Origin of the sequence: Aminiphilus circumscriptus DSM 16581, from assembly GCF_000526375.1 — a bacterium.
In the GTDB taxonomy this organism is placed as follows: Bacteria; Synergistota; Synergistia; order Synergistales; family Aminiphilaceae; genus Aminiphilus; species Aminiphilus circumscriptus.
Window position 1 is genome coordinate 456961 of record NZ_JAFY01000002.1, and the last position, 24835, is coordinate 481795.

Here is a 24835-nt window from a genome sequence, read left to right on the forward strand (position 1 = left end):
GAATTCTCTCCTTTCCGCCGTGCGCCGTCCGGAATCGCCGCGGACGGCGCTCCGGCATGGCCGCGACCCGGGTCTAACCGAAACGCCCCGTGATGTAGTCCTCGGTTCTGCGATCCTGGGGAGACGTGAAGATCTCCTGGGTGGGCCCCATCTCGATGGTCTCTCCCATGAGGAAGAAACAGGTCATGTCGGAGATGCGGGCGGCTTGCTGCATGTTGTGCGTCACAATGACGACAGTATAACGTTCCTTGAGTTCTCTGACGAGTTCTTCGATACGGGCCGTTCCAAGAGGATCGAGGGCGGAGGTGGGCTCGTCCATGAGAAGAACCTCCGGCTCCACCGCGATGGCCCTGGCGATGCAGAGGCGCTGCTGCTGCCCTCCCGAAAGAGCCAGGGCCGGAGTGTGGAGCTTGTCCTGCACTTCCTCCCAAAGCGCCGCGCCCTTCAGGCTCGACTCGACGATCTCCTGAAGGACATCCTTGTTCCGGACGCCGTGGAGCTTTGGACCGTAGGCCACGTTCTCCCAGATGGACGAAGGAAATGGATTCGGTCGCTGGAAGACCATGCCCACCTTTCGCCGCAGGGCGATCACGTCCGTGGAGGCGGCATAGATGTCCATGCCGTCAAGTTTGATCTCCCCCTCGACGCGGCACCCCAGGATGAAGTCGTTCATCCTGTTCAGGCAGCGGAGAAAGGTGCTCTTGCCGCATCCCGAGGGGCCGATGAAGGCCGTCACCGACTTGGGGGCGATGTCCATCTCCACATTCTTCAGGGCATGATGTTCCCCGTAGTGGAGGTTGAGGGCGCGTACGAGAAATTTCGGCGTCGCCGCAGGCATGAATGCGTACCACCTTTCGGAAGTCACCGCACATTCTTCAGGCGGAGCCGTGCCCGCCAGAGAATGCCGATGAGCGTCGTTCCAAGAACGATGATGAGGAGAACCAGCACCGTCCCGTACTGGATGGGCCGGGTCATCTCGATGTTGGTCCCCGCCGTGGCCAGCACGAGAATGTGGTACGGCAGGGCCATGACCTCCTGGAAGAGGCTCTTCGCCACGTGAGGGGCGTAGAAGGCCGCTCCGGTGAAGATGATGGGCGCCGTCTCCCCCGCCACACGCCCGACGCTGAGGATTCCTCCCGTGAGAATCGAGGGAAACGCCGCGGGAAGAACCACCTTGTAGATGGTCTGCCACCGGGTGGCTCCCATGGCGTAGGAGGCATCCCGATAGTCCTGGGGGACGGATCGCAGAGCCGATTCGGCGGCGCCCACCATGATGGGCAGGGCGAGACATCCCAGGGTGAGCCCCGCGGAGAGAAGACAGGGGCCGAACCCGAGGAAGACCGCAAAGAAAGAGAGCCCGAAAAGGCCGAACACCACCGACGGAACGCCCGCAAGGCTCCGGATGGCCAGGCGCACCGTGCGGGTGAAGAAATCGTCCCGGGCGTACTCCACGAGATACACCGCCGTGGCCACACCCATGGGAAAGGCGAAGGCCATGGAGACGAGAATGAGCTGGAAGGTCCCCACGATGGCGGGGTAGACCCCGCCCTGGGTCATGGCCTCCCGCGGGGGCTCCAGGAAGAAATCCCAGGAGAGCACTCCCGCGCCCCGGGCGGAGAGGAAGATCAGAATGCCTCCCAGCAGGAGGACAATCCCTCCCATGGTACACCAGAGAAGGACCGTGACGAGCTTGTCCTTCACAACCCGGCCGGCGCGCACCTCCGGCAGGGTTCCCGCGCCCTGGCCGGCATAGGCGCTTCCGTTCGACCTTCGTGCGGTCTTCATCCCCGCCACCGCAATCCTCTCCGCTCCACCCACATGGCGGCCACGTTGATGCCCAGGGTGATGACCAAAAGCAGAATCCCCGCGAAGAAGAGCGCAAAGTAGTGGTCGGAACCAACCGGGGTCTCCCCCATCTCCGCGGCGATGGTGGATGTGAGGGGACGGACCGGATCGAGCACCGACCGGGGGATCAAGGCGGCGCCTCCCGAGGCCATGAGGACCACCATGGTCTCCCCCACGGCGCGCATGACACCCAGCAGGCACGCCTGAAGAATGCCCGGAAGCGCCGAGGGGATCACGACCCGGGAGATGGTCTCCCACCGGGTGGAACCCAGGGCGTAGGCGGCGTCCCGGAGATCCTTGGGCACCGCGGCCATGGCATCCTCCGCGAGAGAGGCCACCACGGGCACGATCATGATTCCCATGAGGATCGAGGCGTTCATCAGATTGAGCCCCGTGAGAATGGAAAAGCGTTCCTGGAGCCAGGGAGCGATGACCACCATGCCGATGAATCCAAGCACCACCGAGGGAAAAAATCCCAACACCTCCAGAATGGGTTTGAAGATCTCCCGGAGCGATCTGGGACAGACCTCGGAGATGAAGGCTGCAAGGCCGAGGCTTACCGGCACGGCGAGGAGCGACGCCAGAGCCGTCACCGCCAGAGAGCCCACGACGAGGGGAAACATGCCGAACTCGGGAGGATCGTAGGTGGGATACCAGTAGGAACCGAGGAGCAGCTCCCCCAGCGAGGCGTGCCGCAGCACCGGCAGCCCCTCGCGGAGCAGGAAATAGAGAATGAAGAGCATGATCGCCATGCCCGTGGACGCAAGCACGGTTATGACCCTTTTTGGTATGCGATCACCGCGCAGGGTATCGGAATCTTTCATGTTCCGGACCTTCCCTTCTGGACGACTCAACCGAGCCTCTCCGGTTCGTGGTCCCCCCCTGGTCTCTTCCGTCTTCCGGGAAGAACGGTCCGAAACCCGTTCCTCCCTTCGGCCCGAAGAGGCGGCTTTCTCTTTCCCCGAAGAAGGACGAGACGAACTCCGAAGGTGAGAAGCGTCACGCGGAAAACTCGCCCCCCGGGGACGGCGTGGGGGGCGAGGGTGGAAAGGGGAAGAGGAAGCGCTCTGGTTTTCTAGTTGAGGGGGATGTAGCCCACCTGCTCGACGATCTTCTGCCCCTCGGGGCTCAGCAGGTAGTCCACGAAGGCCTTCGCGTCGCCCTGAGGTTCGCCGTTCGTGTAGAGGAAGAGGAAGCGGCTGAGGGGATAGGCGCCACTCTTGGCGTTCGCCGCGTTGGCTTCCACGCCGCCCACCTTCAGAGCCTTCACGGAGTCGTTGATGTAGGCGATACCGTCATAGCCGATGGCGAGGGGATTCTTCGCGACGGTCTGGAGCAGCGCACCGGCGGAAGCGGTGACGAGCGCCTTGGGAGTGACCTTCTCGCCGTGCATGACCATTTCCTCCCAGGTGCCGAAGGTTCCGGAGCTGGTGTCGCGTCCCACCACGGCGATGGCCTTCTCTTCGCCGCCAACGGCCTTCCAGTTCTCGATCTTGCCCATGTAGATTTCCTTGAGCTGCTCCAGAGAGAGATCGTTCACGGGGTTGGAGGGGTGCACCATGGCACAGAGAGCGTCGATGGCCACCTTGATCTCGAAGGGCTTCACACCCTTGGCCTCGGCATCGCTCTTCTCCTTGTCCTTCATCGGGCGGGATGCCATGGCGATGTCCGTGGTGCCGTCGATAAGGGCCTTGATGCCGTTACCGCTGCCACCGCCGGAGACAGTGATCTTCACGTCGCTGTTGGAGGCCATGAATTTCTCCGCCGCAGCCTGGCCGATGGGAAGAACCGTGGTGGAACCGTTCATCTTCAGGTCGCCCGCAAACGCCGCTCCCGCCAGGAGCACACCACAAAGAACCGCCGCCGTGCCGATCAGATACCGCTTCATTTCAAGACTCCTCCTCGTGTTGTCGATCTTGTTGTCGTTTTCCGGTGCCGTCCAAACCTCTTCCTTGCAGGGACAAGTCTAGAGGAACGTCGTTACGCGGATATGTCGCGTTCGTGACGAAAATGTAACGGCTTTGTGGCAATCTCTTCGGGAATGTTTCCGAAGGGTAACGGCGGAAAACGAACGAGGCAGGACGGGCGCCGGAGAAAAACGAGGGAAGAAGCGAGAGAAGGAAAACAGATCGCCGTGGAGGATTCCCAGGCCGCGACAAAGGGGAAGGAGGCGCCGTGCGCTTCCTTCCCCTTCGACAGAACCGGACAGGATCAGGCGCCGTGAAACGAAAAAGACGTCAGGTCTACTGAGAGATGGCGCTCACGGGGCAAGCGGCCACGCAGGCACCGCACTCGACGCAACTGTCAGCATCAACCTGGGCTTTGCCGTCGTTCATGGCGATGGCGCTCACGGGGCAGGTGCCCACGCAGGCCTCACATCCGACACACACATCCTTGTCAACTACTGCCTTTGCCATTTGTCATCCCTCCTCTTTTTTCACAAGCGACCGAAATCGGCAACGACATCATACCATTGCGGCAATAGGGGCACAAGCGAGCAGGAACGTGTCATTTTCGTGACGGCGGAACGTTCATGACTCCAGAGACAACAGCAGAGGAAGGACAAACAGTAGAAGTACCGGCGAAGCGAACCCGGCGGAACATCCACCGCCTCCCGACCCCGAAGGATTTTCAGGCGTGGGTTCGACCGTCGGCGTGGTGACCGTCACACGGTCTCTGTTCACCGCCACGGAGACCAGAGAAAACTCCGTCGTGATGGTTCCACGGAGCCCTTCCTCGTCCAGGGAGGCGTTGTCCTCCACAGTGTAGCGAAAATTTTCCTCGATGACCCAGGACGCGCCCTCTTCGGCGACAAGCGGGGAGAAGGGGCCTTTTCCCTTCTCCGAGGGAAGAAGCAGAGAAAAGCCGTTCATCGCCCGGGTCGTCGTGTCGAAGGTGGACACGGCGAGAAAAACGCCGCGGGCGATGGTCTCTTCGCTCGGCTCCCGCTGAATGTCCATGGAGACGAAGAGCGGACCGGTCATCATGTCGGCACTGACGAGAATCGCCGGGGCGACGAGGAGAGACGCGTTGGCCCCGTTGATGTCCGGAACCCCGAGCCACGCGGCGATGAGCTCCCTTGCCCGCGCACCGTCCCCGCCCCATGCGGCGGCATCAAAGGCACCATCCCCGCCACCGCCGTTCAGGATGGCGTCCTCCACGTTCCACGCCCTCTGAAGTCCCAAAGGATCGTCGGAAATGGAGCGGACGATGTAGTGTCCGGCTCCTCCCACGAAGGCACCAACGAGACCCGGACTGAAGGGCGGTGGGGGCGACGGTGCGACCCCCGTGGGGGACGGACGGGGAACCTCCGTGGGAAGAGGCTCCTCCGGAGGACGGGGAGGAAGCGTCGGTTCGGGAGAGAGAGTCGGCCTCGGCGTCACGAAAGGCTCCGGCGTCGGTGTTACCGGGGTGGTCGGCACGGGCGTCGCGGTGGGCCTCGGCGTCGGGGACGGAGACAGAGTCGGTTCCGGCGTGGGAGCCCGCGTCGGGGTGGGGGTAGCGCAGGAGCGGACCGCCGTGAACGTGGGAACCTGCAACTCCTCATTGCCGAGGGAGACGGTCCGGATCGCCGGGGTGTATTCACAGAAAACAGAGGGAAGAACGAGAATCCGATAGGTCGCTCCTCCCTCGAGATCCTTCGAGTAGACACCGTTGCCATCGGTGGCGACGGTGTGAAGAAGGGTCACGCCGTCGCCGCTCAGAATCCTCACGTCCACGCCCTTCACACAGGCCTCGCAAGCAGCCGCCACGTCGCCACTGACGGTCCACACCAAAACAAGGAGAAGCGTCGTCTCCTTCTGGATTTCGTAGTCCGAGAGCGTTTTTTCGTTCTCCAACTCCACGCCATCGAAAAAGAGACGCTGTCTCTCCGGCACATAGCCTTTCTTATCCTGGATCTTCGCCTTCACACTCTCAATGGAGTCTCCCGCCTCCACTTCAAGCGTGATCGTGCCTTCTGCGCCCTTTTCCTTCACGAAGATCTGCATCGCCTGGGCCGCGGATCCGAACACGGCGAAAAGAGCCGCCGCGAGAAGCACCGCGAAAAAGGTGCGGCGACAGGACCGATGTCCCCGCCGACGGAGGTCGGAAAACATCGCAACATCTCCTAGAAATCATAGAGCCGGAAGGTCCACCGCTGGGGAGCGTCCTTCTCGGTCCCGTTGGTGTAGAGCGTCTTTCCGTTTTCCGCCTCCCGCAGATAGTCGTGATCCTTCGTCTTGATGAAAACGTGGATGCCCTCCCGGGGGTAAGCCGGTTCCTTGGTTTCGGTGTAGAAATCCACGAAACGGGACATGATCACCGGCACGGGCTCGAGCGTTGCCGTATCGACGACCCTGGCGTAATTGCATTTGTTTTTGTACGAGGGAAACTGAAGTTCTCCGCTGTGGCTCTTCAGAGAAAGAAGATCTCCGTAACGGACGAAGGTCTTCGTGGCATCCACGGCTTTATATCGGACGAGCCCGTGTCGTTCCGCGCCGCCGTCTTTCCGCCATCCGCCCAGGCAGGAGACATAATATCCTTCGCCTTTCAAATATTCCCAATTCGTTGCCTTGATGCCGTACTCGGCGACCGGTTCGTCCTTTTTCTCGGGCGTCGTGGCGAGCAGTGGGGCACCTCCGGCCTCGTCGGGCACCCCATTGCGAAGAAGAGCGGCGTCGGGAAGCCAGGCGAAGAGCGGGACCGTGGCGTAGGGCTTCTCTTCCGTCAGCGTGAGCCAGATGGTCGGCACTTTCGCATCGTAGCTGAAAGTGCTGTTGAGGAGTTTCTTGCCCACCGCTCCGGGAACAGGGGGTTCGTTGTCCCCGAGGTTGAAACGGCGGACCTCGCTTTCACCGGCGACGAGGGTGAAGCGGGTCTGCAGCGGCATGTCCCGGAAGATGTACCGGAGCACCACCGCCCTGGTGGGGCTCTTTCCGGGATCCTGCCAGGCAACGACGTTCACCGTGCCGTTATAGCCTCCTATCGGTGCTGATATGTCGCTTTCATTCACCCTCAGATAGAGGGGCAGCGCGGTGCCCTTGTTGCCGTCTTTCTTCGCCTCCAGGTCGCGCATACGATCCTTCATGAAGGTGAAAAAGACATTGTAATCCTTCGGTCTGGAGCCCCTCCAGTAATAGGTATCCGCCACCAGGGAATCCCAAAGGAGGCGCACCACCACCTGCGACGACGCTCCCACCGCGTCTCCGACATGATCGTCGAAGGTGAAGTAGGGCGATCCTCCCGCGTCGTGCGGCATGTCACTTCCCCGATGATAATCCATGGTGCATCCTCCCCGGGGAAGGAAGACACCCATCATCTCCACGCCGTCGAGGAAGATCTCCGACTGGGCGGCGATCCGGTCGGTGTGCTTCGCCTGCCACCGCAGCACGTTGTTCTTGACGTCCTCCGGGTCCTGAAAAAGATGATAGTGTTCGGTGATGAGGATCAATCCCTTGCTCTGGATGCCCACGAGGAACAAATAGGTCTGGAGATAGGTGTCGAGGGCGTCCTCGATAGAGGTCTTTCCTCCCCTGACCTGGTCCAGCAGATACGTCGCCAGCTTGGTGTAGAAGCTGGTTCCCACCAGAGGGGCGGTCAATTTCTCGTTGATCAGGTCGAGCCCGAGTTCCACGTCGAGGGTCTTGGCGTCGATGGCCTCCGCCTCCTTCTTGGATCTTTCGCGGTCCTTGTTTTTTGGAAGCGGCATCAAGTTGTCGTCATAAAGGGTCCGGATCAGCGAAATGGAGGAGAGCATGGTGTTGTAGTCGGCCTCCACCTGCATCTGCCGCAGCAGATCCGTCATGGCCTTCTCGAAGTCGATCAGGTTCTTGCTGATGAAGGTCATCTTCTCCGAGAGCATGTCCAGCTCGGACTGAATGTCCTTCGTCGGGTCACCGAAGATGAGTTTCTCCACCCAGCCGAGCCCCTCGCCGGTGGCCCAGCCCACCGCTCCGGCACCGATCTCATTCAGCAGCCACTTGAAGATCTTGCTTCCCGCACCCTGAACGGAGCCGGGAAAGGGGTGAGTCCCTCCCGCCTCGGCCTCGTCGATAAGGGTGTCCAGAAAGGCGTCGAAGGAAAGCCCCGAGTCGACCCAGGCCCAGCCGAAGAGCGAAAAGGAGAAATTGTTGCGATCCGACGCGCCCGGAACGAGCCGGGAGGGAGAGGCGCTGTATTTCAGCTCCAGGAACGTTCCGATGGCTTCCTCCGCCTCGGCGAGGGTCTTTCCCGTGCGAATCGCGTAGCGGGCGACCAGCGACGAGAGGGGCGTCACCCGCACCAGCGCGTCGCGTTCCTCCACCAGCGCATAGAGTGAGGAGGGTGCCGGAAGGGGTGCCTGTCCCGAAAGCGTCGAACTGGAGGTGTCCCTCGTGGTGATGTCCGTCACCACCGCGAGAAAGGGCGAGGGGAGAATCTCTCCGGGGGAGATCGCGAAGGAGCCCGTGGTGTGCACGTCATCCGAGAGGTCGAAAAGAACATCGCCGGAGAGGGTCTGCAACGTCACTCTTCCCGCGGTGACGTCATCGCTGAACGTATAGGTCAGGCCACGCACCACCGGCGGGGGAGCATCGTCGTCTCCGCCGCATCCTCCGAGCAGGAGAGAGCTTCCGACCAGCAACAACAGGAACAGTGGAAAGAGCGCCTTGAAAGAGCGATTCATCCGTGATGGGTTCCTCTCCATGAAAAACACTCCCCTCGTTTTTTCTCCGCCCCGAAGGATTTCCTCCCGTTCCCGTCGGACCTGCGGAGAGATGGGTCATTTTTTTCTTTGTTTCTCGTCGAAAAGACACAGTGAACACTGTGGTGCTCTGAAAAAAATCTCAAAAACACAATAATTTTCAATTTTTGTCTCTTTGCATTCTAGCATGCACAATGACAGGAATTCAAGAAGCTGACGCCGCCTTGTGGTCGGACAGTGAGCGTGTCACCTCTGAGCGGGGCGATGAAAATGTCACCCATGACGAACAGGGGCGACGTCTTCATGAAGACGAAGGAAGTGCGGCGGTTGCTGCTGATTGGACAGGCATCGGCCGGGAAGACCACGGTACGGGAGGCCGGCGAAAGGCTCGGATTGAGTTCTCGGCTGTGATTCGACGCAAAAACAGGTTTCGCAAGCGGAAACTTCGGGACTCATTCACAAGGGACGGGGCTGTGCGCAACATGCCTGTTTCCACTCCCGCAAAACGGAACGGAACCTTCTCCGCTTCGGGATTGGCACATTCCGATCATTTGAGAGAAAATGAAATCCCCAGGGGTTCCCGTTTGAAGATGCGGGGAAGCAGTTGCACGCACCGAAACGTGAAGTACCGGGAAGAGCGGGAAATTTGCAGGCTCCGCTCCGACGTTCCTCCGGCCGAGGGCCGGCGATGTCGGGTACGGGAAGGGCATTTTCCATCGGAGAGACCACGGTTCTTGAAGCAAGGGAGGGATCGACAACCATGCGGGTTCTCTTTGCGGACACCATTTTCGAAAAGGTCTTCGGACGGGCGGGAGTCTCCCTGGAAGGACACGAGGTGCGGATGGCCACGCCGGAGACGCTCTTCGACGAGCTTCCCCGGGCGGAGGCGGTGATTCTTCCGCCGCTTGCTTTCGGAGAGAAGCACCTCGCCGCGGCGCCGAATCTGCGCCTGGTGCAGCAATGGGGTGTGGGCGTGGAAAACATCGATCTGGAGGCGTGCCGCCGGAGGAACGTGCCGGTCTGCAACGTCCCCTCCAGGGGAACGGGAAACGGAGAAAGCGTCGCCGAGATGGTGCTTCTCCATCTCCTCCTCCTCTCCAGGCGTTTCGCCGCGAGCCAGGAGAATCTGCGCAAAGGGCGGCTTCACGCGCCGCTGGGGAGCACGCTCTGGGGAAAACGGGCCTGCGTGGTGGGACTGGGCAATCTGGGGCACTGCATCGTCGAACGCCTTCTCTGTCTCGGCGTGACGGTGGTGGGCGTCAACCGAACACTCCGGGAGGAACACGCCTTCTGGGGGATGGAGCAGGTTTTTCCTCTGCACGCCCTCGGCGAGGCCGTCCGGGGATGCCACTTCATCGTTCTCGCCGTTCCCGAGACCGCGGAAACGCGGGGACTCGTGAACGCCGAGGTGCTGAACGCCATGGAGAACGGAGCGTTTCTCGTAAACGTGAGCCGGGGCAGCGTGGTAGTCCGCAAGGACTTGGAGGAGGCGCTCCGGACGAAGCGTCTCGGAGGCGTGGGGCTCGATGTGTTCTGGGAGGAACCTCCCTCTCCGGAGGATCCGCTTCTCTCCCTCCCCGAAGTCGTTGCCACGCCCCATCTCGGCGGCGTGACCCGGGAAGCCCACGAAGGTATCGCCCGGTTCGTTCTGGAAAACCTGAACCGCGTCGCCCGAGGAGAAGCGCCGCTCTCTCGCGTCACCGACTGAGCACGCCTCCTCTCAAACGCCGCAACAGCGCGCCGGTTCGCTCCGGAACGCTGCTCCGAAGAATGAGCAGACATCATCCGGAGGTACGCGATGGCGCCCTTTTTCTTCGCGTCGTGGTCGCTGTTCTCTTTCCGAAAAAGATTGGCGTAGGCGACGTCCAGCGCGTACCTTCCCCACAGGACGCAGAGTTGTTCCGCCACCGCTTCCAATGCTTCGGTACGGCTCTTCGCCTCCGCGGCAGCGGAAAAGGGAGCAAATTCCCCGAAAAGGAACAGCGCGAGAACAAGGAGCACAAGAAGAGCAAAAAACACGGCGGATCATTTCATTGTCCACGTCACTCCTTTGTTCCTCTGGATTTCAAGAGGTGTGTCACCGTACGGCATCGCATCGTCCGTCTGAACAACCGGAAGGCTCACTCAAAGGGGACAGAAAAAGCTCCCGGAAAGGAGCGGAACGTCCTTACGCAGGAGCTGTTTCTCAGGCGTCTCCGAAGAGTTCTCGGAAAATCCCCTCCACCGTCTCGATGGAGGAACAGCGGGATACGTTGTCGCCGCAGAAGAAGAGTCCCTCCTCCCAATCGCCGCGATAGGCGTCCACGAGGGCCTGGGCGATGCAGAAGGCCTTGCGGTCCTTCTTGTAGGAGCAGTGGGAGAGGCAGTTGGCGATGCAGGGTTTGCTCGTCACGTCCCCTTCGAGATACTTCGCGACGAAGGGGTTTTTGATGGCCCGTCCCGGAATGCCCACGGGGCTCATGATGACCACCACGTCCTCGTCCTTCGCGTCGAGATAGGCCTGTTTGAAGCGGTCCGAGGCGTCGCACTCCTCGGTGCAGGCAAAGCGTGTCCCCATCTGGACGCCCCGGGCTCCAAGGGCGAAGGCGCGCTGCATGTCCTCGCGATTCCAGATTCCTCCCGCGGCAATGACCGGGATGTCCGCCTTCACTTCCTCCTCGAGGTACGCCACCAATTCGGGAACGACCTCCTCAAGGGAAAATTCCCGGGCCGTCACGTGTTCCATCTTCGTCGCTCCAAGGTGTCCTCCCGCGTGAAGAGGTGTCTCGACCACGAATCCGTCGGGCAGCCTCCCATAGGACTTCTCCCATTTCCGGAGTACGAGCTGTGCCGCCCTGGTGGAACTCACGATGGGCACCAGGGCGACCTGGGGAAAGTCCCTGGTGAGTTCCGGAAGCTTGAGCGGAAGTCCGGCGCCGGAGATGATCACGTCCGTGCCTCCTTCGCAGGCTGCCTGGATGTGGGTTTCGTAGTCCGTGAGAGCGACCATGCAGTTCACCGCAAGGATGCCCTCCGGAGCGATCCGGCGGGCATCCCGGAGCGCGTCACGCAATGCCAGTCGGTTTGCCTCGAAGTAGTTCCTTCCGTTGTAGTGCGGCGACGCACAGGCGACGCCGACACTGGCGATGGTGCCGATGCCTCCCGCTTTCGCCGCGGCGCCGGCGAGGCGGGGTCCGGAGATCATGACGCCCATGCCTCCCTGGATCAGCGGAAATACAGGTGTGTGCTTTCCCAGGGTGAGTGTCGGATTGGTCATTTTCGCTCCACTTCCTCCCGTGTAGGTACCCGCGCTGCGGACGCGGTACGTTTCCTGGAAACAGGGTTTCTATTGTACACTCTTTAGCGTTTCTTCTCCACGAAAAAACAAGGAAAAGAAGACGATGGCACCATCCCGGAAACAACGCTCTCAGCGAGAATGGCCTCCCGTTTTTCCGGGAAAGCGCTTCCGATACACCGCCATGAGCCTCGCCAAGGATTCCGCCACATCACCCCGCTCCACCTTCTCCGCGACGACATCCAGGGCGGCATGTACCTCTTCGGCCGGAACGGAGCCGAGGGGTCTGTCTACGGGAGGTGCGCCATCCCGCGGCGGTGGCGGAACTCGTCCGACCGTCACGGTGATGCCGGAGACGAGGATGTTCCACTCTCTTTCCAGGTTTTTCACGATGCGCGCTCCCCGCATGACGAGTTCCTGAGCTGCCGCGGGGCTCTCCGCCACGACGAGGAGTTTTCCCTCCACGATCCGCCTCGGGGCGCTTCGTTTCGCCAGAAGCGGGCCCACCACGCTCTCCCAGTTCCGGGCACTCGCAGCGACCCGGATCCGGACTTTCGCTCCCTCGGGAAGGGAGTTCCAGAGCAGTTCCGAAAGAGGCTTCGCCGATCCCCTCCTCACGGTGCGTCTCATGACGATCCTTTCCTCCGACGCCGTTCCAGGGCGATCCAGAGCAGCTGGAGATCCGCGGGGGTAACCCCGGAAATCCGCCCTGCCTGTCCCAATGTTCTCGGATGTACCGATTCGAGCTTCTGCAGCGCCTCGGAGGAAAGACCCGGAACGCCGCGCCACTCGAAATCGACAGGGACCTCAACCTTCTCCATGCGGGCGAGCCGCTCACAGGCCCGTTCCTGTCTCTTCACATAGCCTGCGTACTTCACCTCGATCTCCACGCGCTCCCGAATCTCTTTCTCCAACGGCTCGTCGGGAGGAGCGATGCGGACGAGAAGCGCATAATCCGCCTCGGGACGGCGGAGCAACTCCTCCGCGGTGACACTTTCCGAGAGAGGGGTGCTTCCCGCCTCCAGAAGAAGGCGGTTCACTTCAGGAGAGGGAGAAATTCGAATCGAGCGAAGCCGCTCCAGTTCCTCTTCAAGAGTTTTCCATCTCCGAAGCAGAACGTTCCAGCGGAAATCATCCAGGAGCCCCAGCTTTCTTCCCAGAGGAGCGAGGCGGCGGTCTGCGTTGTCGTGCCGCAGAAGAAGACGGTATTCACAGCGGCTGGTCAGCATGCGATAGGGCTCTCTCGTTCCCTTGGTGACCAGATCGTCCACGAGAACACCCATATAGGCCTCGGAGCGGCCCAAAACCACCGGGGACTCGCCGCGGAGAGTGAGCACCGCGTTGACTCCGGCAAGGATCCCCTGAGCCCCCGCTTCCTCGTAGCCGGAGGTTCCATTGATCTGTCCCGCGCAGAAGAGTCCTTTCACGCGTTTCGTCTCAAGCCAGGGAGTGAGCTGCGTCGGAGGAAGATAATCGTACTCGATGGCGTAGGCGGGACGGAGAATATGCGCCTTCTCGCACCCGGGAAGGGAGCGGACCATGCGCTCCTGGGCCCAGAGAGGAAGGCTCGACGAGAAATTCTGCATGTACACCTCGGCGCTGCCTCTCGCAGTGGGCTCGAGGAAGACCTGATGGCTTTCCTTGTCGGGAAAGCGCACCACCCTGTCCTCGATGGAGGGGCAATACCGCGGACCGATGCCTTCGATACGCCCAGTGAAAAGCGGCGATTCGCCGAGGGCCTCCCGGATGATTCCGTGGGTTACCTCGGTCGTCCTCGTGAGATAGCAGGCAAAACCATCGTGCACCGCTCCTTCACTCCAATGGGAAAAGCAGAGGGGATCTCTCTCGCTTTGCTGGGGGGTGAGGGACTTCCAGTCCACCGTATCCGCATGGATGCGCGGCGGCGTCCCCGTCTTCAAACGCCCAACTTCGAATCCGTGCCGTCGCAGATCCTCCGTAAGTCCCTCCGCCGCAACCTGGCCGAGAGGTCCGGAGGCAAAATTGACCAAGCCGATGTGCACCTTTCCTCCGAGATAGGTTCCCGTGGTGAGAACGACCCGAGGTGCTCCGAACCGCACCTGTTCTCTGGTGACCACTCCTTCGACACGACCTCCGGAGACGAGGAGTCCTGTCACGAGACCTTGAAAGATATCGAGGGAGGAGGTGGATTCAAGAACATGTTTCATAGTACGGTGATATTCCACAAGATCGCACTGGGCGCGCAGCGTACGCACCGCAGGCCCCTTGGAGGTGTTCAGCACCCGAATATGCAGTGTCGAGGCGTCCGTGACCCGCCCCTGCTCACCTCCGAGGGAGTCAATCTCTCTGATGAGGTGTCCCTTCGCAGGGCCTCCCATGGCGGGATTGCAGGCCATGAGAGCGGTATTGTCCAGGGAGAGATTCAAAAGCAGCGTGGAAGCGCCCATGCGAGCCGCTGCAAGAGCCGCCTCGGTCCCCGCATGACCTCCTCCCACAACGATCACATCGTAGTGCTCCTTCATCTTCCTTCGCCTTCCTCATTTCAAAGGAGAAATATGCCCTTCGTGAACTCTCCATTCTTTTCCGGGCCACTCGTAGGGCGTCCCCTCCGCCGTTGCGGCGAAGATCTGCCATCCCGTTGCAGCGAGAGAGGAGAAGAGAAGTCCTCTTCCCTCTCCATCGAGTTCCGCCGCAACTTCATCAAGAAGAAGCAGGGGGCAACGCCGCAGACGACGCTCTACCACGTATCCCGCGGCGAGCATGAGAGCGACGGCGAGACGACGACGCTGTCCCCGACTCAACACGACCGAAGCCGCCTGTTCCTCCACACCGAGAAAGAGGTCGTCCCGATGGGGACCCACAAGAGGAGAGCCGACGAGACGCTCTCTTTTTTCCAGAAGAGAGAGGGATTTCCAGTATTCCTCCATGGGATTTCCCTCTCCGACACATCCTCCTCGGGAAAAAACGAGGGACACCTCCGCGGGAAGAAGCGCATGCATCGCGGAGAGTCCCTCCACAAGGAGACGAACGGCCATCTCTCGGGAACTCCAGAGCCATCCCGCAAGAGGCGCCAGGACTCTTGCGGTGAGTTCCACGTTTTTTCCCTGGCGCAGGAGAATGACCCTCGACCGAAGAGCCCGCTTGTACTCATGAAGTTTCGATGCATACAGAGGAAGAAGAAGTGCACAGAGCTGATCCAGAAATCGTCTCCGGATTCCCGGAGATCCCTCCACGAGAGCCAAATCTTCCGGAAGAAACGCGAGGGAAGGAATCCTCGGGCGAAGATCAGCCGCACCACACCGTTTTCCGTTGCATCCGAGCTGTGTAGATCTACCTACCACGGCTGCGGACACAACCCTTTCCTCCCCCTCGAACTCTCCCGAAAGATACACCCCCCCGTCCCCTCCCCAGGCCCGCATCTGGGAGGTCTTCCTTCCAGGAAAGGGACCCCACCCGGTCATCAGAGAGAGCGCCTCCAGAGCGTTCGTTTTTCCAGCCCCATTCGGCCCCACGAGAAGATGAAGTCCTTCGCCCCATTCGATGCGCTGGACAGCAAGATTGCGAAATCCTCTCCATTCCGTCCGCTTACAGCGCATTCTCCTCCGAAAAAGCATCCTCCTCCGAAAGAGCGATGGGCATGGCCACATAGAGAAACGCATCATCGTCGGGACGCGACATGGTCATCTGCCCTACGGAACCGTTGAAGGAAAGATGCACCAGAGTTCCGGAGACCGCCTTGAGACCGTCAAGGAGGAACCGCACGTTGAAGGCGATCCGGAGAGGCTCTCCGTCTATCTCCGCGTCGAGTTCCTCCATCGCGTCTCCCACCTCGGGAGCTTGAGCGGAAATGTGGAGGTTCCCCGCAGGTGAAAGTTGAAGCACCACCATACGGGTGAAATCGCGAACGATAAGGTCCATTCTTTCCACCGCGGCAAGGAGTGCATCCTTGTCCATCACCATCCAGGTTGTTCGGTCCTTGGCGAGAAATTTCTCGTAGGCCGGAAATTTGGTATCGATACGCCTGACCGAAAACTCCCCCCCTGGAAACTGGAAGAAAGCCTGGGCTCCATCGACGAGAATCCGCACAGGATCCTCGCTCTCGCAGGAGGAGAGAACCCGGCCAAGCTCTCGGAGACCGCGGATGGGAAGAACGAGTTGTGCCCCCTGAGTCCCTTCCCTCACCATCGTTCGAGAGAGAGAGAGCCGCCGTGTATCCGTGGCAGCCACGGTGAGCCGCCCTTCCTCAAGCTGCAGGGAAGCGCCACTCAGATACTGAGGAAACTCGTCATTTACAGACCCGGAAATACTTCCTTCTCCAAGAACACGAAGCAGTTCTCCACAGGAAAGATCGCAGTAGTATTCCCCCGTGGCGGAGGAAGGAATCCGCGGAAATTCCTCAACCCTGTATGTTCCAAAACGATACTTGTTTCTTCCGGCAGTTATGAGAGCGCTTCCCTCGCTCACTTCCACAGTGAACTGCTTTGCCGGAATCTTCTTGAATATATCCCCCACAACCTTGACGGGAAACACGGCGGATCCATTCCTCTCCACAGTGATTCCTTGGGCATTGCAGGTGAGACATGTCTTCAAGTCCGTTGCCTGGAGCGTAATGTGATTTTCCTCAGCGGTACAGAGAACTCCGGTAAGAGTGTTCACAGCGCTGGAGGTTCCCACATTCCGTTCGGCGAGTTGCCAGCTTTTGAGAAAAGGAACTTTGTCGATGTTGAGTCTCATCGGCGGTCACATCCTTCCACAATTAGTACTGCTTTTTATCTCTTGAAGAACAGTCGTATAAGTAATAGGGACTGTGTGAACTGTGGAAAAGTCCTACGGAAACCTACAACGAAGGAAAAGAGCCTGTGGAAAAGAAGAAGAGGAAATCCTCTTTGTTATCCACATTATCCACAGAACTATTGTGGAAATACCCTCCTTAGTTCGTTTTCCACAGTGCAATGCACCGGGAAATCACAGCTTTTTACGGATGTTATCCACAATACTTGCCACGCGAATATTGGTCCTGACAAGTTCCTCTATTTTTCTGCAGGCATGGAGCACCGTCGTATGGTCCTTCTTGTTATAGGCGAAACCCACCTGTTGCAGGCTGGCTTCGGTGAGTTCCCTGCAAAGGTACATTCCCACCTGGCGGGCCAGGGCTATTTCAGAGGTTCGTTTGGCGCTCGAGAGATCCTCCACGCTGAGACCGAAGGCTTCCGCCGTGAGCTGTTGAATGAGGTTCACACTCACCGGGCCCCGAGAGACGTTTTTGATGATGTCCTTCAGCCATTCCGAGACATTTTCCACGGTGATAGGTTCCATGTTCAGTTGAGAGCAGGCGACGACCCGATTGAGTGAACCCTCCAATTCCCGGATGTTACTGGGAATGTTTTGGGCGAGAAAATAGATGACGTCTTCGGGGACGCTGTAACCGCGAAATTCCGCCTTTTTCTGGAGAATGGCGATGCGTGTCTCCAGGTCGGGAGGCTGTATGTCAGTGACGAGACCCCATTCGAAGCGGCTTACCAGACGTTCCTCGATGCGTTGAATTTCCTTCGGCGGTCGATCGGAGCTGATGACGACCTGTTTTTTCGCGTCATAAAGACTGTTGAAGGTATGAAAGAATTCTTCCTGGGTGCTCTCCTTGTTTGCGAGAAACTGAATATCATCAATGAGAAGAACATCTACATTTCGATACTTTGCCTTGAAGTCCTGAGTACGGTTGTTTTGAATGGCACTGATGAGTTCATTGGTGAATTTCTCGGAACTCACATAGACCACTTTTGTGGAGGGATTGCTGTCCCACACGTAATGTCCGATGGCGTGCATGAGGTGTGTTTTTCCCAACCCCACTCCTCCCCAGATGAAAAGGGGATTGTAGGCCACACCGGGGGACTCCGCCACGGCAAGGCTGGAGGCATGTGCGAGACGATTCGCTTTTCCCACGACAAAGGAATCAAAGACATACATGGGGTTGAGTCCGCCCTTGTTTCCCTGGGGAGGCTGAGCGGCGCGCTCGGCACGCTTTTGTTCGTCACCTCGAACCTCCGTCCCTACTTGAAGGATGACGCTCTCGGCAATCTCAAGCTGTTGCGCGATCTTGTCCAGAGACGGGAGGAATCTCGTCTGGATTTGTTCCTTCACGAATACGTTCGGGACGTCCAGCACAAGCTTCCTCTCGCTGAGAGAGACGGGAAGGCAGGTCTTGAGCCAAATCTCTGCCGCTCCGGCAGGGAGGTCCTCTTTCGCTGCAGAGAGAAGAGCGGTCCAAAGGGTGTTCAGTTCATCTGTCATAACAATCACTCCAAAGAAAAACGGCGATATGAGACAAAAGGTTTTCCACAGCGGTGCAGTCCATCTTACCATACAAGCCCCTTAGGGGATGATTTTTCGTGGAAAACTCGAAGGAAGAGCGTGGTCGAAAAATTGTGTATAAAGGTCCATTCTCGTTTGAATTCTTACCTTGTTTATGGATATATGCATCCCCCATGCCTCCAGTTTTCCACAAAAGAGGAAAGTTGGAGGAGAACTCTGTGGATAGAGCGGAAGACGTTGCGGGAAGGGATGAGAAAGTTGTCCACAAAAAATACCGTTTTCGATATCATCCTTAAGGCTTGAAAGCGCGAAAAGAAAGGTTATCCACACCCTTATCCACATATGTGGATAAGGCACGTCATTTTTCCCCTCGATTCCACCGTTTTTGTCTTTCTCCTTCGCGCTCTTCCTGAAAGATACAAGGAGAACTATACTTGGGGTGTGAAAACGACGATACGAGTGAAGGAGGATGGCTATGCAGCCTTTACTTCACATTGTGAGCCACACCGATATGGACGGAGTGACCGCTGCCGCCGTGGCATGGCACGCCCATTATCCGGAGAATGCACCCCTTCGAGTGAGTCTCGCCGGATACGGCGAGGTGGATGAACTCATGCTGGAAACACTTCGGGGAGATGCGAGACTCCTGGTGCTTGATCTGTTCTGTCAGCGCCGGGAAACGGTGGACGAGGTGGACACTCTTTTTCCCGAAGGAGACGAACCGTTGCTCTTCGACCATCACAAGACGACGGAGGAGCGTTTCGGCAACCGGAAATGGATGGTCATCGACACGAGTGCCTGCGCGGCCAAAGTGTATTACGACTGGGTTCTGAAGAGGGATCTTCCGGCCGCTCCGCGGCGGCGGCTTGAATCTCTTGCGGATCTCGTGGACATCGCCAACGACAGGGACCTCTGGCTCGGGAAAAGGACGGAAAGCCGTCTGTGGCAGGCTTTAGTGACTCTCTGCGGTCCCTGGAGCGTCTTCGCCCGTCTCGTGGCGAGTCCCTCCTCCACGCTGACGGAGGAGGAAAAGGATACGGCGGAGCGTTTCGTGGTTCGTCAGGAGGAGCGATTCTCCCGGGCGAGGGAAAAGGTGATCCGCTCCGGGGACGCCCTCGTCTGGGTCGGGGCGGACCTCCTGGAGTACGGGGACGTGTCCGATTTCTGCGGTCTTCTTCTCGATCGCTCGGACGATCCCCCAAGACTGGTGGCGGTGGCGAACCGCAAGGTCTCCGGCGATTGGGCCATCTCCATGCGGAGCCGGGAAGGACTCGCGGGACGTCTCGTCGGACTGCTCAGGGATGGGCGGAAGGTCCGCGGCGGCGGTCACGGGGACGCGGCGGCGCTCTACTACCCCTCTTCGTACAAGGAAGGACAGATCCGGGACACGCTGCTCTCGGGAATTCGTACCGCCGATGACCAGGACCGCCCCATGGGGCTTTCCCTGGGAGATCTTCTGCAGGCGAAGCTGGGCAAATGAAAGAGGGAAGACGGGCAATGAAGGAGCGACTTCGCAAGAGCTATGTGCTGCGCATCGCCGTGGTATGCGTTCTCTCCCTGCTTCTGGGATTTCTGGCGGATCGGGCGGTGTTCTCCCTTTGGTCCAGCGAGGGAACCTGGATCGTGCGCGTGGAGTCCATCGGCGAGAGAGAGCCGGTTCCCCTCGACATGCCGGAGCCGCAGAACGAAGACCCCCAGGGCAACGAGTCCCTCGGAGAGTGGCAACAGGTCCGCATTCCCCTGGTTGTGCGCTTCCTTACGGGCGACCGGAGGGGTGAGCAGGAGCAGGTCGTGGTGGAGCAGCTCGCCAACAGCGGCATTTCCCTGAATGACGGAGACCGCTATTTTCTGGGATGCGACACCTTCCCCGACGGCTCCGTCCAATGCTACGTGAGCGACTTTTACCGGGTTCCCTGGGTGGTGGGATTCATCTCCCTCGCCGCGGGAGGCCTCGTTGCGAGCGCCGGTGTCGCGGGCATTCGGGCTCTTCTGGGGCTTGTCCTCTCTCTCGTGGCGCTCCTCGGATGGTTCGTCCCGGCGGTGCACGACGGGGCGTCGCCCATTCCCTACTCCATCGCCGCGGTTGCACTCGTGACGGCCTTCACGGTGCTTCTCGTGGTACGGCGCAAACACTGGCGCCCTGTGGCCTTCCTCGGCGCCGTGGGTGGCGCCGTCACCGCCTCGGTCATCGGTTCCGTCATGGTCTGGTTCTGGAAGCTCTCCGGCATGGCCGGGGAGGGGGGGGCTCTTCTGGCCTCCACACTTCCCGGGCTTTCCCTCAAGGGGCTTTTGTTGGCGTCGGTCATCGTCGGCTCCATCGGTGCCGTTTTGGACGTGGCCGTCTCGGTGACCTCTACGGTAGCAGAGCTTTCTACCTACGATCCGCAGATCACGCCGACCCGTCTTTGGCAGGCGGGGCTCGGCGTGGGGCGTGAGGTGTTGGGGAGCATGGTGAACACCCTCATCCTGGCCTATCTCGGAGGTTCCCTCCCCTTCGTGGTGCTCATCGCCGAGGCGGGGCCGACCTTCTTCGGCTTCTTCAACGACCCCAGCATCGCCGAGGAGATCGTCCGCAGTCTTGCGGGAACTATGGGGCTTTTGCTCACGGTGCCAATCACGGCTTTTCTCGGTATGTGGTGGCACAGACGGGACCAGCGGAGAGAACAGGGCCGGCCGGGCATGCGAAGACCTTTTTCGAGCTGAGTTCGACGCTGCGGCGCACGCGGGAACAAGCCCGCAGCCGTTTTTTCCGCGGTCCTTGACTTTTGGGGCGGCATGGAAAAAGGGGGGAAGAAGAATGCTTTTGAGACGGGAATTCTCCTTCGACGCGGCCCATCGATTGGAACAGTATCACGGCAAGTGCGAGGCACTGCACGGCCATACCTATCGTTTTTCCGTCACCCTCGAGGGCGACCCCGATTCCGAGGGAATGGTGCTTGATTTCGTGGAACTCAAGAGCATCGTCTCCGAAAACGTCCTGTCTTTTCTGGACCACTCCTATCTCAACAATGTGATTCCCCAACCCACCGCGGAATACATCGCCCTCTGGATCTGGAGGAGGATCGAGCCGTTCCTCCGTGGACGCGGCGCGTCTCTCTCCGAGGTCCAGGTGTGGGAGACCGCCACCTGTTCCGTGATCCTCCGCAGGGAAGACCTGGAGAGAGTCTCGTCGTGACGCTCTGGGAGGAGTCTCTTGCCCGGCCGGAGGCCCTTCGCCGGAGGTTCGAGGAGATGGGCTGCTCTCCGGAGGACATGGTCAGTCCGGAGCTGGTGGAGGGCGTTCTCGCCTTCCATCTCTTTTGGGCGCCGGAGACCTTGCGGAACATCCTCTCCAGAGAGGCTGCCGCAGTGGGAGTCCGCATAGTATGGTCCCGTCCGGAGAAGGGAACGGTTTCCAAGGAAGCGCTCCTCCTCGGCACGCCGAAACAGCTCGAAGGAATTGCGGCACGTCTCGCCTCTGCATCCGAAACGGAGGCGAGGACATGGGGAGAGCAACTCCGGCGCGCTCTCGCGGGCAGAGTGATCCGGCAATGGAGGCTTCCGTTGCCCCGGGGGCGCGAGCTGCGTCTGGGAGGGCGCACTCTGATCATGGGGATCCTCAACCTCACGGAGGATTCGTTTTTCGCCGGAAGCCGCGTGACCGGCTCCTCCTGCATCTCCAGGGCTCTTTCCATGGTCGAGGATGGGGCGGACATCCTCGATCTCGGTGCCGAATCCACCCGGCCCGGTGCAGTTCCTGTCTCCGAAGAGGAAGAGACGTCCCGCCTCGTTCCCGCCCTGAGGGCGATTCGGGAACGTCTCCCTGAGGCGGTGCTCTCCGTGGACACCACGAAGGCATCCGTGGCGAGGGCCTGTGTCGCCGCAGGAGCCGATCTGGTGAACGACATCTCCGGACTCGGTTTCGACCCGGATCTCGCCTCCGCCGTAGGAGAACTCGGCGTTCCTCTGGTGCTCATGCACATCCGCGGAACTCCTGAAACGATGCAGAACGATCCGAATTACGAGAACCTGGCGGCGGAGATGAATGCGTATTTTGAAGAACGCCTCTCCAGGGCCGAAGCGGCGGGCATTCCGAGGGACCGGATCGTCCTCGATCCCGGCATCGGCTTCGGCAAGACCACGGCTCACAATATGGCACTCCTGCACCATCCGGAGTTCTTTCGCGCCTTCGGAAGACCTCTTCTCGTGGGACATTCGAGAAAAAGCTCCTTTGGCAAGATTCTCCGTCTGCCGAATCCGGAGGATCGACTGGAGAGCACTCTGGCGGTTACCGCCCTCTGTGCCTGGCAGGGCGTGGAGATTCTCCGGGTCCACGACGTGCGGGAGAACGTACGGGTGGTGCGCACCATCGAGGCGGTGAAGACCCTCGGCGCCTGACGGCGATTCGCCGGGCAAATGAGGCGTGCCCTCCGCCGGAAACTTCTTCTCCGGTATTTTCCCTTTAGAAACATGTCGTCATGTCGTCCGGATGCGGACCACCCGAACAAGCCGTCCCCTGCACGACAAGGTTTCCTCACGCCGTTTTCGTGGCATCTTCCCCGCGCCTCCCTGTTTTCCGGAGTGCGCCTTCCCCTGGATGGCTTTACACACGTCAAGCACAACAAGGGCTAAGAGAGAGAACTCCGGAAAAAGCGGAGAGTCTCATGGCACGTTCTTCGCTGAGATGGAGTCACCGCGGCAGCCGGTCAAGAGAATCCGGATCTAAAAAAGAATTTTTTGTTTGAAAAAAATGAAATTATCAAGAAAATTACTGGGGAAATCATTCGTTGACAAAATCTTTTGCATGCGTTATTCTATGCTCGCTGATGTGCTTGCAGAGCACTCTGATTTTTTGACACGCGGAGAATATATGGCTTCATTTCAGTTTTTACAAGGCGTCGCCACTCTTCGTTCTCTTCGATTTCCCTTGGATGCACTTCGAAAAGGTCCTCCGTTCTTCGTTGCCGCCATCGGTTTTTTGACTTAAAACCACCTCTTGTATGTAAAAAGACTCCCTAGAAATGAAAAAATTATAAAACCCCTCTTTTTTCTCCGGGAGGGATCCTTGGGATCGGCAAAGCGTTTCCGAAGGAGGACGCGAGGGAGGTGAGCGTCGGGAGAAACGTGGAAGGAACGGATCTTTACGCGAAAAAGGGTGGCCCGAGAGGAACTGTAGTGGATTCATTGATGGATTCGGAGGTGAAACGAGGATGTCGATCCACGAAAAGATGATCAAAGAGGCGGTCGGAGCGACGCGTTCCGTCTATGGCGTCATCAAGGAAAAGCGGGGAGGCGTGTTCAAGCTGACGGATGCCAAGCCCTACGTGGACGCGGTCAACACCATGACCGCCGAAGGAGGGCAGTGCAAGGAGGTCATCGATCTCCACGTCAAGTCCGTGAACGCTCATTATGAGATTTTGTGCGGTCTCACCGACACGATTCGTCCCGAGGACGATCCCTTCGTGGAGCACTACCAGACTCCGGCGATCCTGGAAGTCCTCTACGAGAGCGATCCGGCGTTCAAGAAGTCCATGTGGCAGTTCATCGACGCCATCGCCGCGAACAAGGCACTCATCGGCCTTGAGGCGGTACGGCGCTACGGCGGCATGTACGGTCCCACCTGCGTGGTGGACTTCGCCATGTCCGTGGGTTCCGTTCCGAACCTGGTGAACCGGATTCTTCGCAACATGGACATGCCGAAGGCGCACAAGAAGACCATTCTCGCCTCCAAGTCCTGGGGGATGAACACGTCCTACGGTCTCGGAGGAGCCTTCCGGGCGGCTCTGGAGGCGGGCAAGAGCGCCGCCGAGGCGGAACAGGCCGAGGTCGAGATGCTCCAGTTCATCTACCGGGAACCCATCGCCGCCCAGACCCACCTCATGGCCACCCACAATCTCGGTGGCCACGGCGGCCACAGTTCCTTCGACGTGGGAAAATACATGAAGCAGTACAAGGACAGGATGCGGGGCTCCATCGAGGCAGCGGCGAAAGCAGGGGTGCATTACGCGAACATCTGCGCCGTTCCCGCCTACTGTGTGGGCGACGTGGGGCACCATATCGCCCAGTCTGCCTACAACATGTTCAAGGACGACATGGTCTTCGGCATTTACGAATCGGTGATGGACGTCTTCGAAGCGACGCTCCGGAAGGGAATCGAGATGGAGGCCTTCAAGAGTGAGTGGGACGTTCTCGCGGTGGCCACGGGAGCGCCCGCGGCGGCGTCGGCCTACATCCTCTGGCTCGACAGTTTCACTGTTCCCATGGTGGTGGATCTCCTCACGAAGCGCTTCTACAATTACGCCGCCATGAATCCCAAGCGCGGCGAGGCGGACGAGCTGCACAATGTGGACTTCATGGATGTTCTGGCCAGAGGGGAGCAGATTCTGGACATTTCCCCCATCGGCGCGGGAGCAAAGATCAAGGGAATTCCCCTCGACTTCTCCCCCATCGACAAGCATCCCGTGGTGTCCAATCCGCAGCGCTACACCTACCCCGCCTGCGCCATCACGCAGCGCTTCGCCGCCCTTATGAGCCTGGCGGATTTCCCCTGCTATCTCACTCCCGAGTGCACGACGGCGACACTGATGACGAACATCATCGCCCTCAATCCCGACAAGCCCGGTGCCCCCGTCCGGGCCTGTAAAGGATGCGCCGTGACGTCTCTGATCAAGCGGAACGTTCCCTACGTGAAGGGGTGCGGCCAGGGCGACAACGGTTACTGCGAGTGGCATCTGTCGGTCTAGGTTCGGCTCCATCCCCGCGGGAGGCCGGAGCGTGCTCCGGTTCTC

The 24835-nt window shown here is 59.7% G+C and carries 19 protein-coding genes; 6 read left to right on the forward strand and 13 right to left on the reverse strand.

Features of this window, described 5'->3' with window-relative positions:
• Nucleotides 1–73 precede the first annotated feature (73 nt).
• The 7 genes from pstB to K349_RS0102810 all read right to left on the reverse strand — a co-directional run bounded on the left by pstB (nt 74) and on the right by K349_RS0102810 (nt 8509).
• Entirely contained in the window at nt 74–838 is a 765-nt protein-coding gene (gene pstB / locus K349_RS0102770) for a phosphate ABC transporter ATP-binding protein PstB (protein WP_034264600.1), read from the reverse strand.
• A 23-nt stretch (nt 839–861) separates the two neighbouring features.
• Nucleotides 862–1794, reverse strand: coding sequence for a phosphate ABC transporter permease PstA (gene pstA / locus K349_RS0102775; protein WP_026368353.1), 933 nt, complete (start codon nt 1792–1794; stop codon nt 862–864).
• Entirely contained in the window at nt 1782–2669 is an 888-nt protein-coding gene (pstC, locus tag K349_RS0102780) for a phosphate ABC transporter permease subunit PstC (RefSeq protein ID WP_034264188.1), read from the reverse strand. The genes pstA and pstC overlap by 13 nt, the downstream gene beginning before the upstream one ends.
• A 251-nt stretch (nt 2670–2920) precedes the next feature.
• Complete coding sequence (locus tag K349_RS0102790) at nt 2921–3733, reverse strand: PstS family phosphate ABC transporter substrate-binding protein (RefSeq protein WP_026368355.1); 813 nt, start codon at nt 3731–3733, stop codon at nt 2921–2923.
• Between the two features lie 355 nt (nt 3734–4088).
• Nucleotides 4089–4262: a 4Fe-4S binding protein gene (locus K349_RS0102800; protein ID WP_026368357.1), complete on the reverse strand. Its 174-nt coding sequence runs from the start codon at nt 4260–4262 to the stop codon at nt 4089–4091.
• 114 nt (nt 4263–4376) lie between these two features.
• Nucleotides 4377–5942 (reverse strand): ubiquitin-like protein, encoded by a 1566-nt coding sequence (locus K349_RS19830; protein WP_026368358.1) that lies wholly within the window; start codon nt 5940–5942, stop codon nt 4377–4379.
• 11 nt (nt 5943–5953) lie between these two features.
• A complete protein-coding gene (locus K349_RS0102810; RefSeq protein ID WP_157367261.1) occupies nt 5954–8509 on the reverse strand; it encodes a hypothetical protein in 2556 nt (851 codons plus the stop codon).
• Between the two features lie 685 nt (nt 8510–9194).
• Between K349_RS0102810 and K349_RS0102820 the strand changes: the two genes are divergently transcribed.
• Complete coding sequence (locus tag K349_RS0102820) at nt 9195–10214, forward strand: NAD(P)-dependent oxidoreductase (RefSeq protein WP_051464178.1); 1020 nt, start codon at nt 9195–9197, stop codon at nt 10212–10214.
• A 477-nt stretch (nt 10215–10691) separates the two neighbouring features.
• Here K349_RS0102820 and K349_RS0102825 read toward each other — a convergent pair whose 3' ends face one another.
• The 6 genes from K349_RS0102825 to dnaA all read right to left on the reverse strand — a co-directional run bounded on the left by K349_RS0102825 (nt 10692) and on the right by dnaA (nt 18047).
• The gene (locus K349_RS0102825) at nt 10692–11762 is read right to left on the reverse strand and encodes an NAD(P)H-dependent flavin oxidoreductase (RefSeq protein ID WP_034264202.1); all 1071 of its coding nucleotides are present in this window, start codon (nt 11760–11762) and stop codon (nt 10692–10694) included.
• Nucleotides 11763–11912: 150 nt separating this feature from the next.
• Nucleotides 11913–12410: a DciA family protein gene (locus tag K349_RS0102830; protein WP_026368362.1), complete on the reverse strand. Its 498-nt coding sequence runs from the start codon at nt 12408–12410 to the stop codon at nt 11913–11915.
• On the reverse strand, nt 12407–14281 hold the full coding sequence (gene mnmG, locus K349_RS0102835; RefSeq protein ID WP_026368363.1) for a tRNA uridine-5-carboxymethylaminomethyl(34) synthesis enzyme MnmG: 1875 nt from the start codon (nt 14279–14281) through the stop codon (nt 12407–12409). Before mnmG ends, K349_RS0102830 begins: the two co-directional genes overlap by 4 nt.
• Nucleotides 14282–14296: 15 nt before the next feature.
• Nucleotides 14297–15355, reverse strand: coding sequence for a DNA replication/repair protein RecF (gene recF, locus K349_RS0102840; RefSeq protein WP_026368364.1), 1059 nt, complete (start codon nt 15353–15355; stop codon nt 14297–14299).
• Nucleotides 15345–16493, reverse strand: coding sequence for a DNA polymerase III subunit beta (gene dnaN / locus K349_RS0102845; RefSeq protein WP_026368365.1), 1149 nt, complete (start codon nt 16491–16493; stop codon nt 15345–15347). Before dnaN ends, recF begins: the two co-directional genes overlap by 11 nt.
• Before the next feature lie 231 nt (nt 16494–16724).
• On the reverse strand, nt 16725–18047 hold the full coding sequence (dnaA, locus tag K349_RS0102850) for a chromosomal replication initiator protein DnaA (protein ID WP_026368366.1): 1323 nt from the start codon (nt 18045–18047) through the stop codon (nt 16725–16727).
• Nucleotides 18048–18543: 496 nt separating this feature from the next.
• On the opposite strand from dnaA, the gene K349_RS0102855 reads away from it, so the two are divergent.
• From K349_RS0102855 to K349_RS0102875, 5 genes are all read left to right on the forward strand, one after another.
• Nucleotides 18544–19548: a DHH family phosphoesterase gene (locus K349_RS0102855; protein WP_026368367.1), complete on the forward strand. Its 1005-nt coding sequence runs from the start codon at nt 18544–18546 to the stop codon at nt 19546–19548.
• A 17-nt stretch (nt 19549–19565) separates the two neighbouring features.
• Nucleotides 19566–20771 carry a YibE/F family protein gene (locus K349_RS0102860; RefSeq protein WP_026368368.1) on the forward strand — a complete coding sequence of 402 codons (1206 nt, stop codon included), beginning with the start codon at nt 19566–19568 and terminating at the stop codon, nt 20769–20771.
• A 94-nt stretch (nt 20772–20865) separates the two neighbouring features.
• Nucleotides 20866–21243: a 6-carboxytetrahydropterin synthase QueD gene (queD, locus tag K349_RS0102865; RefSeq protein ID WP_026368369.1), complete on the forward strand. Its 378-nt coding sequence runs from the start codon at nt 20866–20868 to the stop codon at nt 21241–21243.
• Complete coding sequence (gene folP / locus K349_RS16210) at nt 21240–22445, forward strand: dihydropteroate synthase (protein WP_026368370.1); 1206 nt, start codon at nt 21240–21242, stop codon at nt 22443–22445. The genes queD and folP overlap by 4 nt, the downstream gene beginning before the upstream one ends.
• Nucleotides 22446–23257: 812 nt before the next feature.
• A complete protein-coding gene (locus K349_RS0102875) occupies nt 23258–24790 on the forward strand; it encodes a DUF2193 domain-containing protein (protein ID WP_026368371.1) in 1533 nt (510 codons plus the stop codon).
• Nucleotides 24791–24835: the final 45 nt, after the last annotated feature.

Excerpts from the sequence above, each read along its gene's own strand:
- K349_RS0102830 (WP_026368362.1), bottom strand. The coding sequence starts at position 12,410 with ATGAGACGCACCGTGAGGAGGGGATCGGCGAAGCCTCTTTCGGAACTG.
- K349_RS0102800 (WP_026368357.1), bottom strand. The coding sequence starts at position 4,262 with ATGGCAAAGGCAGTAGTTGACAAGGATGTGTGTGTCGGATGTGAGGCC.
- K349_RS0102825 (WP_034264202.1), bottom strand. The coding sequence starts at position 11,762 with ATGACCAATCCGACACTCACCCTGGGAAAGCACACACCTGTATTTCCG.
- dnaN (WP_026368365.1), bottom strand. The coding sequence starts at position 16,493 with ATGAGACTCAACATCGACAAAGTTCCTTTTCTCAAAAGCTGGCAACTC.
- queD (WP_026368369.1), top strand. The coding sequence starts at position 20,866 with ATGCTTTTGAGACGGGAATTCTCCTTCGACGCGGCCCATCGATTGGAA.
- K349_RS0102820 (WP_051464178.1), top strand. The coding sequence starts at position 9,195 with ATGTCGGGTACGGGAAGGGCATTTTCCATCGGAGAGACCACGGTTCTT.
- mnmG (WP_026368363.1), bottom strand. The coding sequence starts at position 14,281 with ATGAAGGAGCACTACGATGTGATCGTTGTGGGAGGAGGTCATGCGGGG.
- pstC (WP_034264188.1), bottom strand. The coding sequence starts at position 2,669 with ATGAAAGATTCCGATACCCTGCGCGGTGATCGCATACCAAAAAGGGTC.
- K349_RS0102810 (WP_157367261.1), bottom strand. The coding sequence starts at position 8,509 with ATGGAGAGGAACCCATCACGGATGAATCGCTCTTTCAAGGCGCTCTTT.
- K349_RS19830 (WP_026368358.1), bottom strand. The coding sequence starts at position 5,942 with ATGTTTTCCGACCTCCGTCGGCGGGGACATCGGTCCTGTCGCCGCACC.
- K349_RS0102790 (WP_026368355.1), bottom strand. The coding sequence starts at position 3,733 with ATGAAGCGGTATCTGATCGGCACGGCGGCGGTTCTTTGTGGTGTGCTC.
- K349_RS0102860 (WP_026368368.1), top strand. The coding sequence starts at position 19,566 with ATGAAGGAGCGACTTCGCAAGAGCTATGTGCTGCGCATCGCCGTGGTA.
- K349_RS0102855 (WP_026368367.1), top strand. The coding sequence starts at position 18,544 with ATGCAGCCTTTACTTCACATTGTGAGCCACACCGATATGGACGGAGTG.
- dnaA (WP_026368366.1), bottom strand. The coding sequence starts at position 18,047 with ATGACAGATGAACTGAACACCCTTTGGACCGCTCTTCTCTCTGCAGCG.
- pstB (WP_034264600.1), bottom strand. The coding sequence starts at position 838 with ATGCCTGCGGCGACGCCGAAATTTCTCGTACGCGCCCTCAACCTCCAC.
- K349_RS0102875 (WP_026368371.1), top strand. The coding sequence starts at position 23,258 with ATGTCGATCCACGAAAAGATGATCAAAGAGGCGGTCGGAGCGACGCGT.
- recF (WP_026368364.1), bottom strand. The coding sequence starts at position 15,355 with ATGCGCTGTAAGCGGACGGAATGGAGAGGATTTCGCAATCTTGCTGTC.